12 protein-coding genes are annotated in these 14,776 nt (G+C 54.3%); all 12 read left to right on the top strand.

The annotated features are described in order from the left end of the window. Positions 1–18 precede the first annotated feature (18 nt). The 12 genes from NST23_RS03870 (at position 19) to NST23_RS03925 (ending at position 14,651) form a co-directional block, all read left to right on the top strand. Positions 19–1,008 carry an ABC transporter ATP-binding protein gene (locus NST23_RS03870; protein WP_122966354.1) on the top strand — a complete coding sequence of 330 codons (990 nt, stop codon included), beginning with the start codon at positions 19–21 and terminating at the stop codon, positions 1,006–1,008. Continuing rightward, positions 1,005–1,973, top strand: coding sequence for an ABC transporter ATP-binding protein (locus tag NST23_RS03875; RefSeq protein WP_340963154.1), 969 nt, complete (start codon positions 1,005–1,007; stop codon positions 1,971–1,973). The genes NST23_RS03870 and NST23_RS03875 overlap by 4 nt, the downstream gene beginning before the upstream one ends. Positions 1,974–2,025: 52 nt before the next feature. Beyond that, positions 2,026–3,132: an aminopeptidase gene (locus NST23_RS03880; RefSeq protein WP_340963157.1), complete on the top strand. Its 1,107-nt coding sequence runs from the start codon at positions 2,026–2,028 to the stop codon at positions 3,130–3,132. Positions 3,133–3,177: 45 nt separating this feature from the next. Beyond that, positions 3,178–4,179 carry a dipeptidase gene (locus NST23_RS03885; RefSeq protein WP_122966351.1) on the top strand — a complete coding sequence of 334 codons (1,002 nt, stop codon included), beginning with the start codon at positions 3,178–3,180 and terminating at the stop codon, positions 4,177–4,179. Positions 4,180–4,200: 21 nt separating this feature from the next. Next, the gene (locus NST23_RS03890) at positions 4,201–5,520 is read left to right on the top strand and encodes a transcriptional regulator (protein WP_173598713.1); all 1,320 of its coding nucleotides are present in this window, start codon (positions 4,201–4,203) and stop codon (positions 5,518–5,520) included. Between the two features lie 167 nt (positions 5,521–5,687). Continuing rightward, positions 5,688–7,331: an ABC transporter substrate-binding protein gene (locus NST23_RS03895; RefSeq protein ID WP_340963160.1), complete on the top strand. Its 1,644-nt coding sequence runs from the start codon at positions 5,688–5,690 to the stop codon at positions 7,329–7,331. A 26-nt stretch (positions 7,332–7,357) separates the two neighbouring features. Further along, positions 7,358–8,998, top strand: a complete 1,641-nt coding sequence (locus NST23_RS03900; protein ID WP_229049819.1) for an ABC transporter substrate-binding protein — start codon at positions 7,358–7,360, stop codon at positions 8,996–8,998. A gap of 24 nt (positions 8,999–9,022) precedes the next feature. After that, positions 9,023–10,438, top strand: coding sequence for a serine hydrolase (locus tag NST23_RS03905; RefSeq protein WP_173598724.1), 1,416 nt, complete (start codon positions 9,023–9,025; stop codon positions 10,436–10,438). A 3-nt stretch (positions 10,439–10,441) separates the two neighbouring features. Next, positions 10,442–11,905 carry a serine hydrolase domain-containing protein gene (locus NST23_RS03910; RefSeq protein WP_173598711.1) on the top strand — a complete coding sequence of 488 codons (1,464 nt, stop codon included), beginning with the start codon at positions 10,442–10,444 and terminating at the stop codon, positions 11,903–11,905. 7 nt (positions 11,906–11,912) lie between these two features. Then, positions 11,913–13,022, top strand: coding sequence for a mandelate racemase/muconate lactonizing enzyme family protein (locus NST23_RS03915; RefSeq protein WP_173598710.1), 1,110 nt, complete (start codon positions 11,913–11,915; stop codon positions 13,020–13,022). Positions 13,023–13,062: 40 nt separating this feature from the next. Continuing rightward, entirely contained in the window at positions 13,063–13,536 is a 474-nt protein-coding gene (locus NST23_RS03920; RefSeq protein ID WP_173598709.1) for a GNAT family N-acetyltransferase, read from the top strand. 17 nt (positions 13,537–13,553) lie between these two features. Further along, positions 13,554–14,651, top strand: coding sequence for a C45 family autoproteolytic acyltransferase/hydolase (locus NST23_RS03925; protein ID WP_287102272.1), 1,098 nt, complete (start codon positions 13,554–13,556; stop codon positions 14,649–14,651). Positions 14,652–14,776: the final 125 nt, after the last annotated feature.

Here is a 14,776-nt window from a genome sequence, read left to right on the forward strand (position 1 = left end):
GAAAGGAGTGCAGACAAAATGACCCATGTGCTGGAGGTATCCGGCCTGACAACTACTTTTACGAAAAATGAAAAGGCTTTCAAAGTCGTAGACGATCTTTCGCTGTACGTCAGAAAAGGCGAGGCTTTGGGCATCGTCGGAGAATCGGGGTGCGGCAAAAGCGTAGCGTCCCTGTCCCTGATGCGCCTTTTGGGCAAGAACGGCAAGACGGAAGGAAGCATTTTGCTGAACGGGCAAAAAATATTGTCGTGCAGCGAACACGAGATGCAAAACATTCGCGGCAAAGAAATGGCGATGATTTTTCAGGAGCCGATGACATCGCTGAACCCTGTCCTGACCATCGGCAGACAAATGAGCGAGGGGCTGGAAAAGCACGAGGGGATGAAGCGTGCCCAGTCCAAGGAAAAAGTGATCGAGCTGCTGACACAGGTAGGCATTGCGCGCGCCAATGAAATTTACCACGAATACCCGCATCGCTTGTCCGGCGGAATGCGGCAGCGCGTCATGATCGCGATGGCGATTGCCTGTAACCCCAAGCTGCTGATCGCGGATGAGCCGACGACAGCGTTGGATGTGACGATTCAGGCGCAAATTTTGCAGCTGATCCAAAACGTCCGTACGGAGCGGGGCACGTCCTTGATTATGATCACGCACGACTTGGGAGTGGTGGCAGAGACGTGTGACCGGGTGATGGTCATGTACGCGGGACAAGTCATCGAATCAGCTGACGTCCGTACGTTGCTGCGCAACCCGAAGCATCCGTACACGATCGGGCTGATCCAGTCGACCCCGCATCGGTCCAAAGGGCAAAAGCGCCTGTACAGCATCGCGGGCAGCGTGCCGACCCCGGAGGAGTACCCGCAAGGCTGCCGCTTCGCTCCCAGGTGCGACAAAGCCATGCCAGTTTGTCTGGAGCAAAATCCGCAACTTTTGGCTGTCGACCAAGCATCCGATTGTCGCTGCTGGCTGTATCAGGAGCACACCAAGGGAACGGCGGTGAATGCATGAAAACACCGCTGTTGGAAGTGAGAAATTTGCAAAAGCGGTTTCTCACCGGAAAAGGGTGGCTGCAACAGCCGACCTGCGTACACGCCGTAAACGGTGTGAACTTGACGGTGACAGAAGGGGAGACGCTGGGAATCGTCGGGGAATCGGGCTGCGGCAAATCGACGCTGGGCAGATGCATTTTGCGCTTGATTGAACCAACCGAAGGCGAAATCGTGTTTCAAGGCAGAGACATTCGCCCCTTCAAAAAAGCGGACATGCACCAGGTCAGACGCAATATGCAGATGGTGTTTCAAAATCCGTTTGATACGCTCAATCCCAAGCTGACGATCAAGAGCATCCTGACCGAGCCGCTGATCGCCCATGGCATTCCGAAAGAACTACGCCAAGCACTGATCGAAGACACGATGGAACTCGTCGGTCTGAGCAAAAAGCAACTGGCGCGGTATGCGCATGAATTTTCCGGCGGACAGCGCCAGCGGATCGGAATTGCCCGCGCGCTGATGCTCAGACCGAAGCTGATTATCGCCGACGAGCCGGTTTCCGCCCTCGATGTGTCGATTCAATCCCAGATTCTCAACTTGCTGCAAGACTTGCAGGAGCAGCTTTCACTCACTTATTTGTTCATCTCGCACGATTTGAGCGTGGTCGAGCATATCGCGGACAGAGTGGCCGTCATGTATTTGGGAGAAGTGATCGAGTTGGCGAAAAAGGAAGACCTGTTTGCCAAACCGCTGCATCCGTATGCGCAATCGCTGCTGTCGGCCGTTCCGGTATCTGATCCCGATGAAAAAAGGGAACGGATTCTCCTGAAGGGAGATTTGCCTTCGCCGTCCAACCCGCCGACCGGCTGCAAGTTTCATCCGCGTTGCTGGGCGTGCATGGATATATGCAAGACGACCGCTCCTGCTTTACAAGAGGTAGAGGGGCGACTGGTTGCTTGTCATCTTTATGAAAGGAACGGGTGATGAGGCAGGCAAAAGAAAAAAATTTTACAGATGACGGAGGTGTCAGGAAACGATGCTGGACTCACGACTGACCAGACTGGCGAATGTGCTGGTCAACTACTCTACCCGCGTACAGCCGGAAGACCGCGTACTGATTGAAGCGATTGAAGTGGATATGTCCATGGTCAAGGAACTGGTGAAAGCGGCGCAGCAAGCGGGCGGGCATCCTTTTGTAAACTTGCGGGATCGCACGGTGCAACGCCAACTTTTGCTAGGCGGGACTGCCGAGCAGTTCAGGGCCGAGGCGGAGATTGATCGGTATCAGATGGAAAAGATGGACGCGGTAATCATCATCGAAGGCGGCCACAACATCAACGAGCTGGCGGATGTGCCTGAGGAACAGATGAAGCTGGCGGCGACTTTTGCCAGCCAAGTACGGCAAGTGCGGCTCCATAAAAAATGGGTGTATCTCCGCTATCCGCATCCTGCCATGGCGCAGTTGGCGAATACGAGCACGGAAGCTTTTGAACAGTTTTACTTCGACGTTTGCACGATGGACTACGCCCGGATGGCGAAGGCGATGCAGCCGCTAAAGGAATTGATGGAACAAACAGACCGTGTCAAAATAATAGGACCAGGCACGGAGCTGGCCTTTTCTATCAAAGGCATACCTGCTGTCCTGTGTGCTGGCGACAAAAACGTTCCGGACGGGGAAGTATTCACAGCCCCGGTTCGAGATTCGGTGAACGGCGTCATTACTTTCAATGCGCCTTCTCCTTATCAAGGCTTTACGTTTGAGCATGTTCGCCTGGAGTTTGCGCAAGGCAAGATCGTGCAAGCGACAGCCAATGATACGAAGCGGCTGACAGACATTTTGAATACGGATGAAGGCGCGAGATACATCGGAGAATTTGCGCTAGGGGTCAATCCTTACATCCGGGAGCCGATGCGCGACATCTTGTTTGATGAAAAAATAGACGGAAGCTTTCACTTTACCCCGGGCCAATGCTACGACGCTGCCTCCAACGGGAACAACTCGACGATTCATTGGGATATGGTTTCGATTCAGCGTCCCGAGTACGGTGGCGGCGAGATTTGGTTCGACGATCGGCTGATTCGCAAAGATGGACGGTTTGTCTTGGCTGAGCTGGAAGCGCTCAATCCTGAGGCATTGAAATAGTAGAGATATGAGAGAGCCTTTGGGAAAAGGAGAGAGACACGGCGTATGACACATGTGATCGATGCTCATTTTGATCTGCTGATGGATGTGGCGATTCAGCGTGAGTTAGGCAGAAAACAAGTCATTGCAGCGGATTATTGGCCGGATTTTATCGCAGGCGGGGTACAGACGGTTGTTTCCGCGATTTATATCGACAGCAAGTTTTTGCCTGAGCTGGGCTTGCGCAAAGCGCTGCAGCAAATCAGCGCCCTGCATGCAGAAGCGGACGAGTCTGCGGACAAAGTGATGGTATGCAAAAGCGTGGCGGATATCGAGACGGCAAAAAAAGCGGGGAAAGTCGGCTTCGTCCTCTCGCTGGAAGGGGCGGAGCCGCTGTACAATGATTTGAGTATGCTGCGCGTCTTTTACGAGCTGGGGGTCCGGTTTCTGGGACTCGTCTGGAGCAGGCGCAATTTCGTGGGCGACGGCAGTCATTTTACACCTGTGCGTGAAGGGCGAAAAGGCGGGATTACCGAGTTCGGCGTGCGGCTGATTGAAGCAGCGGAAGCGATGGGGATGATTATAGATGTGAGCCATCTGAACGACGAAGGCTTTTGGGATGTCGTGGAAATCGCGAAAAAGCCGATCATCGCTTCCCATTCCAACTGTCGGGCACTCGCCAGCTCCATGCGCAATCTGACCGATGAGCAAATCAAGGCGATTGCTGCCACGAACGGAGTCATCGGGATGAATGGGGTCAACATTTTTGTCGCGGATCGGGATGAACAGTCTGATCTCGAACATTTGCTGAACCACGTGGACCACATTACCAAGCTTGTCGGGGTCGAGCACGTCGGAATCGGCCTCGATATTATCGAGCCTTTTATGAAATACGAGTCGCCGGATGCACTCACTTCGCTGACGCGCAAAGATTTTGACGTCGTGAAAGGACATATCCAGGTGCCGGAAATCGTGCGCGGTCTTGCCAGCAGAGGGTATACGGACGAGGCAATCGAGCTGATCATGGCGAAAAACTTCCTCAGAGTCTATCGGGAAGTCTGGAAATAAGACAGAAAAGGGAATGGACTTATGCTCATTAAAATAGCGGCAATCTCTTCGGAAGAATTTCTGCCAAGAATCTTGAAAAACGTCAACGCAGACGCGAATATCCAGATGAAATCGTATACGTACCAGAATCCAAAAGAGAGTGCAGCTATACTCGATCTTGTTGACGATTGCGACGTGCTGCTGTTTGCCGGGCCGCTGCCGTATTTTTTCGCCAGAGACAAGATCGAGCAAAAAAAATGGCCAGCGGTGTACATTCCTTTTGATGAATACACGATCTCACTGTCGTTGTTTCATACCATGCTCAATGTCGAGGGGGGATTGGAGCATATTTCCATCGACATGCCAAAAGCTGCGTATATCGCAAAAGTGGCAGAAGAACTGGACTTGCAGCCGACTTCCTGGCATGTGACGGATTACAGCGAGATTGTGGAAGACGGAGGCACGAGGTTCGACGTCGAGGAAGTGATCCGGTTTCATCGGGAGCATTGGGAGAAACAAGAGAGCAAGTTCGCGTTGACTGGTGTTGACTATGTGCACGTTCGGCTGCGCGAGCTGGGCATACCGTGTGCGCCGCTGATCGTTCCGGACAAGAACATCCGGGACGCGATCAATCAGGCCGTCGCATTCGGTCAGCTGAAAATCAGCAAAAACTCGCAAATTGCCGTCGGGATCGCGACTTTTCATCAGCAGGAGCGGGCAAGCTACGAGACGGAAAGCCAGATGCAGGACGCAGCGATCATTTTGCTGCAAGAGCTGCTCGAACTGGTCAAGGAGACAGATGCTTCGATCCAAAAGCTGGGGATGGATCAGTTCATCATATATGGCACGCGCGGCAGCATCGAGCAAATGATCGAGTACGGCAAGATCGTTCAAGTGTTGGAAAACGTCGAACAACTGAGCAAAGTAACAGTGACGATGGGCTTCGGGTTTGGCCTGACGGCGAAGGAAGCGGAGGCGAATGCGCGAATTGCGATTTACCACGCCCGGAAGCAGAATGAGAACAGCGCCTACTTGGTCACGGATGAAAAAGAAGTGATCGGCCCGGTCAACGCCCAGGCGAAGACGTTCCAGCTCAAAAGCGAGAACAAGACCATTTTGGAAATCGCCGAGAAAACAGGGTCGAGCGTGGCGACGATCAACAAGCTCGTCCAGTATGTCAGGCTGCGCCGCGACAATCGCTTTACAGCTACCGACCTGGCGGATTATTTGCAGATCAGCCGCCGCAGCTCGGAGCGCACCTTGAAAAAGCTGATCGACCACCAGGTAGTGGAAGTCATCGGCGAAGAACAGCCGTATCAACAAGGACGTCCTCGCGCTGTCTATCGGTTGAATTACCAGTAAGCGTACACCCGACAGTCCCCGGTTTTCCTATGCGAAATGTGCGAAAGCCGGAGCGATTGTCAGGCTGCTAGTTTCCTGTCCGCCAGCTCAACAGGGAAATCTCAGCGGCAATTAGCGACTATATAGCGACAATGAAAATTTGGCCAAGGCCATAAAAGGGGGCACCCATGCTACAGAAGCTTTTGGATCGCCGCATGTCGTATTTGTTGCTTGTCTGTTTACTCGCTTTGTCGGCAGTCGGATGCAGTTCTGCCACAGCTCCAGTTGAACAAGGCAGTGCGGAACAGCCAAAACCGCCAGCCAGCCTAACTCCGAAAACGGGCGGCACCATCACGATCGGTTATCAGGTGGAGCCAGACACGCTCGACCCGCAAAAGACCGCGCTCTCCGCAGGCAATTTTGTCGGCGGTTTGCTCGGCGGAGCCTTGATGGTGCTCGATCCGTACACGTTTGAACTGAAGCCGCATTTGGCCGAGTCGTATGCGATCTCGGAGGACGGGAAAACGTGGACGTTCAAGCTGCGAAAAGGAGTGAAGTTTCACGACGGGACGCCGCTGACCGCTGCCATTTTCAAAGAAAGCATGGAACGGGCCATCGACCCGAAAACAGCGTCTCCGGTAACCGGACAGGAGCTGACCACGATTCGCTCGATTTCTGCTCCCGACGAGTCAACTTTGGTTCTGCAATTGGACCAGCCGACCGCGCCACTGCTTGGTTCCTTGTCGTACGCAGGCTATCAGCAGCCGATTTTGCCTGCGGCGCTGCAAAAATTCGGCAGCGACTTCGGACGAAATCCTGTAGGGGTTGGGCCGTGGAAGTTTGAGAGCTGGAAGACAGGAGAATCGATCACGCTTGTCCGCAACGATGACTACCAATGGGCAGCCCCGTTCGTCAAAAACCAGGGGCCAGTCCGTCCTGACAAGCTCGTCATCAAATTTATCAAGGACAACCAGACGCTGATCGCTGCACTGGACAGCGGCACGATTGATATTGCCGGCGTTCCTGCCAAAGACGTGAAGAAGTACAAGGACGACAAAGACTTCACCGTGCTGGAAGGAATGCAGCCAGTGGAGAGCTTCATCGGCATGAACATGGAGAATGAGATTTTACGGGAATTGGAGGTGCGCAAAGCACTCAATCTGGCGATCAACAAGGAAGCGCTCGTCATTGCCGATTTGCAGGGAGAAGGCGTGCCTGTTTACGGGCCGATCCCGCCCACGATGTTTGGCTACGATCAGGCGGTGGAGCAGTACGGCTACAAGTACAACCAGGAAGAGGCGATCCGGCTTTTGGAGGAAGCGGGCTGGAAGCCGAACGGACAAGGTATCCGCGAAAAGAACGGCAAAACACTCAGCCTCACGATGATCGTCGATGATCCCAAGCCTGGTCATCAGCTCATCCAGAGCATGTTCAAAGAGATCGGAATAGAACTGAATATTCAAAATTACGAATCCGCGACAGCGCATGCCCAAGCGGTGAAAGGCTCTTTTGACTTGATGGCAACTGATCACGGCAGCATCGATCCGAACATTTTGGACTTGTTCATGAACTCGAACCAGATCGGCGGATTGAACTTTTTCCGCATCAAAAACAAGGAGCTGGACTATTTCCTGGAAAAAGGCTCCACAGCAACGGACGCGGGTGAGCGAAAGAAAGCGTACGCCGCCATTCAAAAACTGGTCGTTGATCAGGCGTACTGGATTCCGCTGTATTCGGCAAAAACGTTCCAGGTCGTAAGCAACCGCATTCAAGGCGTGGAAGCCAATCCGCTGGGAACGTTGACGATCCAGGATATGTGGGTAAACGAATAGCCATTGTTCATGAGGGAGGGATCATTGTGGGGAAAAGAAAAGCAGTTGCCAGGTGCATCGGGTGCCTGTTCACCTTTTGCATGCTAATCAGCTTTGTCATCGGTTGCAGCCAGTCAGCGACTCCGTCGAAGCCGCCGGAAGCAACCGGACCAAAGGCGGAGGGCGCGCCGCAGGCAGGGGGAACGATTACGCTGGGGCTTTCGGCAGAGCCGGATACGCTCGACGTGCACAAAACAAACATGGACGTGAGCGGAGTCGTGTCGAGGTTAATTGGCGGTTCCCTGCTGTCGCTCGATCCGCAAACAAACGAAATCAAGCCGTATTTGGCGGAGTCGTACAACATCTCCGCCGATCAAAAAACTTGGACCTTCAAAATTCGTCCGGGGGTGAAATTCCACGATGGCACGGCGCTGACGGCTGCTTCTTTCAAAGAGACGTTCGAGCGGGCGATGGCGCCAGAGACCGCATCGCCAGGAGTGGGACCACTGCTCAGTGTGATTGCCTCCATCACTACCCCGGATGAGCTGACACTCGTCATCCAGCTCAAAGAACCGTCTGCTCCGCTGCTGTCCTACTTCGTGCAAGCGAACGTGACGCAGCCGCTGTCCATGGAGGCGGTGCAAAAATACGGCAACGAATATGGACGGCACCCGGTCGGGGTAGGGCCGTGGAAATTCGAGAGCTGGAAGACCGGAGAGTCGATCACGCTCGTGCGCAATGAAGCGTACCAGTGGGCAGAGCCTTTTGTCCAAACACAAGGGCCGCCGATGCCGGACAAAATCGTGTTCAAATTCATCAAAGACGCCCAGACGACGATTGCCGCGCTGGAAAGCGGCTCGATCGACATCGCTTCCATCTCGCCGCGGGAAGCAGCCGGGTACAAGCAAAGCGACAAATTCGCAGTGCTGGAAGCGACGAAGCTGGGGGTGAATTTTATTCAAATGAACCTGGAAAACCCGATTCTCGGCGACCTGCGTGTGCGTCAGGCGCTGAACATGGCCTTGAACAAAAAAGCGATCATCCAGGCTGACCTGCAAGGCGAGGGAGAGAGTGCTTTCGGGCCATTGCCGCGGAAAATGTTCGGCTACGATCCCGCTGTGGAAACATACGGCTACCCGTTCAATATCGAGGAAGCCAAAAAGCTGCTGGAAGAGGCCGGATGGAAGGAAAGCGGACAAGGCATCCGGGAAAAGGACGGGCAGCCTTTGAGCCTGCAATTGCTCACAGCAATGAGCTCGCAAAGCATTCCGCTGATGCAAAGCATGTTCAAGGAAATCGGCGTCGAGATCAAGGTGCAAAACGCGGAGCTGGGCAGCGTACTGGATTTGTCGGCAAAAGGACAGTTTGACTTGAATGTGCTCGGCTACACCGACTTTGATCCGGACATTTTGTATTTGTTCATGCATTCCAGCCAGATCGGCGGATTGAATCACGCCCAGATCAAAAACGAGCAACTGGATACGCTGCTCGAACAGAGCCGCACTGTCGGCGATCAGGAGAAGCGGAAGCAAATTTTTGCAGAGATCCAAAAAATCGCGGTGGAACAAGCCTACTGGATTCCTTACTCGGAAGAAAAGACATTCCTTGCCGTAAACAAGCGGGTGCATGGCGTCAAGCTCGATTCGCTTTACGGAATCATGCTGGGAGACAGTTGGGTGCAGCCGTAAACAGAAGGGAACGGGGTGGAGAAAATGGATTGGCAAGAGCAATTTGAACAGGCAGCGCAGCCGATTATCGACCAGTGCCAGGTACCGGGCGTATGCGTGGGCTTGAACCAGGACGGGAAGAGCATGTATCGCCGCGGATTCGGTTATCGGGACAAAGAGCGCCACTGGGAGATTACGCCTGACACGGTAATGGGTGTCGCCTCGATTACCAAGTCGTTTACATGCGTGGCGATCATGCAGTTGCAAGAGGCTGGAAAACTGGAGGTGCACGATCCGGTTTTGGCCTACTTGCCGGAGCTTGTTACACCGGATCAGGCGTGCACCGAGCGGATGACGATTCATCATTTCATGACCCATACAGCCGGATTCCCGCTGCTGCCCACCGATTATTTGGCGATCAAGGGGCTGCCGGACGTCGACATTGCAGACGAGAATCATCCGATTCACAAGCAAATCAAAAAAGAACAGCAAAAATGGGTGAACACCCCCGAAGACTTCATGGAGGTCATGAGCCACATCGACTACCAGCTGTTGGGGCCGCCCGGAGCGCAATTCAGTTACTCCAACGACGCTTATACCCTTTTGGGCGCGATCATTGAGCGAGTCAGCGGGAAAACGTACGAGCAGTACATCATCGACCACATTTTGCTGCCTGCGGGCATGGCGAATAGCTCCTTTGCCTTGCAGGAGCTGTCCAAGTACAAAGAAGTGACGACGATTTACCGTTTGGCGGAAAAAGAGGGAGGGCCGGAAGTGTACCCTGATCCGCAGTGGGAGGAAGGGCCAGTCGTGCTCGCATCCGGCCATTTGAATACGACGGTCAACGACATGCTGCGCTACATGGACATATACCGGACTGGTGGATTGGTCGGCGAGGAGCGGATTCTGTCCAAAGCGAGCGTGGAGCAGATGACTTACCCGCATGTTCGCATGGGATACGGTCAGTATTACGGCTACGGCTTGTTCGTCACGCCGGACTACTACGGAACGACCAAGCTGGAGCACAGCGGCGGGTTGAAAGGAGTCGCATCGCAGATGGTCATCTTGCCAGAGCGCGGCATTACAACGATTGCGATCGCCAATTTGGCGGAGACACCGATTGTCGAGCTGCTGAATTTTGCCATCAACACGCAGGAAGGTCGCCCTGCTGACGCACCGTCTGTTCCTTTTGGCGCGGAGCAACCAGTCGCTGCGGCTGATTTGCAGGCGTACACCGGGACGTATCGGGTCACAGTCGACCGCAAGCTGCCAGTGACGGTTGACAGCGATGTGCTGACGCTCGGCCTGGGTGGCAAGCAGCTTGCCTTGCGCCCAATCGGGGACGATTATTTCGTCATGAAACAAGATATCGAGGAGCAGGCGATCCGGTTCCACCGCGATCAGAGCGGCCAGGTAACGAGTCTGTCCGTAGGCGTCGTCCGCTTGCCGAAGGAGGTGTGAACCATGCATCAACCAGATTGGGTAAGCGCATACGAGACGCTCGCCGAACAGACGGTCCAAGAGAGCCAGGCTCCGGGGGTGATCATCGGCATCAATCAACATGGCGACAGTCTGTACCGAAAAGCATACGGCTATCGGGATGCGGAGCGCAAATGGGCGATAACGCCAGACACGGTCATGGGGCTGGCTTCGGTCACCAAATCGTTTACGTGCATGGCGATCATGCAGCTGCAAGAAGCGGGCAAGCTGTCCGTTCACGACCCGGTTGTCGCTTATTTGCCCGAGTTTCGGACACCGGATCAGGCGTGTACCGAACGGATGACGATTCATCATTTCATGACGCATTCAGCGGGAATCCCGCCGCTGCCTGTCGATATGCTTGCCGTCAAAAACTCTTTGTTTGATACGATCCCGGAGGAAGACAACCCGATTCACCGTTTTCTCAAAAAGGAGCAGCAAAAGCCGATCCGCACGCATGCCGATTTGCTGGAGGTGTTAGCCCACGTGCAATATGAGCTTTTGGGCGAGCCGGGCCAGCATTTCAGCTACTCGAACGAGTGCTATGCCCTGCTCGGGGCGATTGTCGAGCGAGTGAGCGGAAAACCGTATGACGTCTACGTCAAGGAGCACATCCTCGCACCTGCCGATATGCGAAGCAGTACCTTTTGGCTCGGCGATCTGCCGCGGTTCCCGGAGGTCACCACGATCTATCACAAAAGGGACAATCACGGGAAGCTGGAAGTGTACCCCGACTTTGATTGGGAAGAAGGGCCAGCGGTGATGGCTGCGGGACATTTGAACTCGACCGTCCGCGACATGTTGAATTACGCGGAAATTTTCCGCACGGGAGGATGCGTGGGCAAGGAACGGATTTTGTCGGCCGAAAGCGTAAGGCAAATGACGCTTCCGCATGTGGTCTGCAACTATAAAAAGCATTACGGCTACGGCTTGATGGTGGAGCCGAATTATTACGGGGGCACGCTGTTGAAGCACGGCGGGGCGATCAAAGGAGTGGCGGCGCATCTGGCGATTGTCCCGGAAAGAGGGCTGACAGCAGTCGTCTTGGCTAATCTAATCGGCACGCCTGTCGAAAAGCTGACATTGACTGCGCTGAACCTGATCGAGGGAAGAGAAGCCGCAGAGCCTTTGACCAAGTACGAGGATTATTGTGTATCCCCGGAGCGTTTCCAGGCGTATGTCGGCGACTATGCTTCCGGCGAAGGGATGAACGTGAGTGTGACCGTCGAGGAAGGCGCGCTTGTGCTGACGAATCATACCGCTCTTTTCCCGAATGAAAAAGGCTTAAAGTACCCGCTGCTGCCGATTGCCGAGAATTATTTCCTGGCACAGATGGATGGCAGCGAGCTGACCGTTGGATTTGCGAACCAGGCAGATGGACAGGCAAAAGCCGTCTCCGTCGGTTACCGGCAAATCCCGAGAGTTTCCTTAACCAAGCCGGAGGTGTAAGAAGAACATGAAAATTACGTCTGTCCATATACATGCCATTACGTTGCCGCTGGTGCGCCCGTTTATTGTGGCGTACGCTTCTTACAACGAGATGCCTTCCATTATTGTAAAAGTAGAGACTGATCAAGGCTTGGTCGGCTATGGCGAATCCGTGCCGGATCAGCATGTGACGGGGGAGACATGGGAAAGCACGTACGCCATGCTCGTTCACAGCCTGGCTCCGGCGATCATCGGAGAAAATCCGTTTGCTCTGGAACGCATTCACCATTTGCTCGATCAATGCGTGTACAAAGCGCCAGCAGCGAAAGCAGCGATTGACCTGGCGTGCTATGACTTGATGGGAAAAGCGACAGGTCAGCCTGTTTATCAGTTGCTCGGGGGCAAGTACCACAGCGTGCTCACTCTTCCGTACGTGCTCAGCATTTTGCAGCCTGAAACGATGGCGGCAGAAGCGAAGCAGGCTGTGGCGGATGGCTTTGACTCGATCAAAATAAAAGTAGGCTCCGACTTGGCGACGGACATCGAGCGCATTCGTGCCGTTCGTGAAGCCGTCGGTCCTGATATAAGACTGCGGGTAGACGCCAATCAGGGATGGGAAAATCGGACGAATACATTGACGGCTCTCAAGCAAGTAGAAGATTGCCGGATTGACTGGATGGAGCAGCCTGTCGTCGCCCACGATCTGGACGCATTGGCCGACATTCGCAGACAGACATCCATCCCGATCATGGTCGACGAAGGATTACTGGGAGCGAGCGAAATGCGCGAGGTGATCGCGAAAAAAGCAGCCGATAAAGTGAACATCAAGCTGATGAAGTGCGGCGGGATTTACCCAGCGGCCAAGCTGGTTCATCAGGCGGAGATGGCCGGGATGGAGTGCCAGATCGGGTCGATGCCGGAATCGTCTATCGGGAGCGCGGCGGGGGCGCACCTGTCGATCGCGAAGAAAAATATTGTTTCCAACGAGCTGGCCGGACCGTTCATTTTTGCCAAAGACGTCGCTAACTTGACCTGCCAGGGAAATCAAATTTTGCTGTCCGACAAGCCAGGATTCGGGGTGGAGCTTGACGAAGCCGTATTGACACAATTGACAGTCCGCCAAGAAACGGTTTCATAAAATCGCCCCTCATGTCCAGGGAAAAGGAGAGATCGGCGCTATGCATACAACAAGAGCGACAACGCTTGCGATTGTAGAGACATTGACAGAGCAGCAGCTGACCATGCTGAAGGAGCTGGAGCAGGAAGCGTTTGGCGTGCACGGAGCGATCGACGAATGGGTGCTGGTCCCACTGGCGAGACACGGCTGCCTCGTCCTGTTTCAGGAAGAAGGAGATGCGAAGCCTGTCGGTGTCTGCGAGCTGATGCGTGATTTTCGCAACCCGGATCATGCCTACATGTACGGATATTTGATTCGCTCGGATAAAAAAGGCTTGGGGTACGGCTTTGCTTTCTTGGAGCAAATACTGGATCGGCTGCGCAAGGATGGATTTGCCAAAGTGTGCCTGACGGTCAGCCCGGACAACAAAGGCGCGGTTGCGCTGTATCAAAAGGCGGGTTTTCAAATTGTGGAGACACGCATTGCCGAATATGGCAGCGGAAACGATCGCTACTATATGGAAAAGAGCTTGTAAAAGGGGGAGCACTGTCCATGAACAGATTTCCTGTCTTTCGGATCAGCGGTACGCCGCGCGAGCGCGGGCGGCAATTCGGCCAACTGGCGAGTGAGCAAATCAGGAGCAACGTTCGGGCGTACGAGCGTGCTTTTCGCGAGGGAGCCGCGATCCAATGGAAAGACGCCACAGCGTATGCGGCGCAGTTCATCCCCTGGATCGAGCAGTACGATCAGGAAATCATGGAGGAGATCAGGGGCATCAGCGAAGGGGCCGAGCTTGATTTGCTCGACGTGCTGGCGTTGAACGTGCGCAGCGAGATTATAACGAATCTGGGAGACACCTCAACCTCACACAAGGCGGACGGTTGTACGTGCATCGCGGCTGTTGCGCCAGCTACGCAGAACCGGGAGACGCTGCTCGGACAAAACTGGGATTGGATCAATCTCGTGGGCGCCGGGCTTGTCGTGGTAGAGATCGAGCAGCCGCCGCGCCCAACCATTTTGATGATCACCGAAGCGGGAATAGTCGGGAAAATCGGCATGAACGCAGACGGGATCGGCGTGTGCCTGAATTTTTTGCGAACGAATGAAAAAGCGCTCGGAGTGCCGATCCACATCGTTTTGCGGGGCATTTTAAACAGCCGCACGCTGCCGCAGGCCATTCGCCAAGTGACAAGGCTGCCGCGAGGGACAGCAGCCAACTATTTGATCGCCCATCGGGAGGGCGAGACGGTCGGAATCGAGACTGCCCCGGTTCGTTACGAGGTGTTTTATCCGCCAGACGGCCATATCGTCCACACCAATCATTTTGTCGGAGAGCGCATGCAGGCAGAGGATTGTGTCCGCATGGGGGCGGCTGACACGTATTTGCGGTTGGGCCGCACCTCCAAGCTGCTGGCAGCCAGACAAGGAAGCATAGATGCCGACTGCTTCAAACATATTTTTCGCGATCACGCCGGAACCCCCGAAGGAATATGCCGTCACGGGGAAGCAACAACAAGCGAGTCAGACGAGATGGTAGACTGCACGCTATTCTCGATTGTGATGAATTTGACGGCGGGCACGATGGAATTGACGCCGGGCAAGCCCTGTGAAAACGTGTACGAAACATATGGATTTAGCCAAAACGAATAGGATGAAGCCAGCTCCACAGTCGTCGCACAGAGCGTTTGTTGCGGCGGCTGTTTTTTTCTCAAAAAGGAGTGAAGAAAACGGGGATGGCAACGTCAGACCGAGATTGATCTGCAAGGATTTCAAGC

The sequence above is a fragment of the Brevibacillus sp. FSL K6-0770 genome, from assembly GCF_038000275.1.
GTDB classification, from domain to species: domain Bacteria; phylum Bacillota; class Bacilli; order Brevibacillales; family Brevibacillaceae; genus Brevibacillus; species Brevibacillus parabrevis.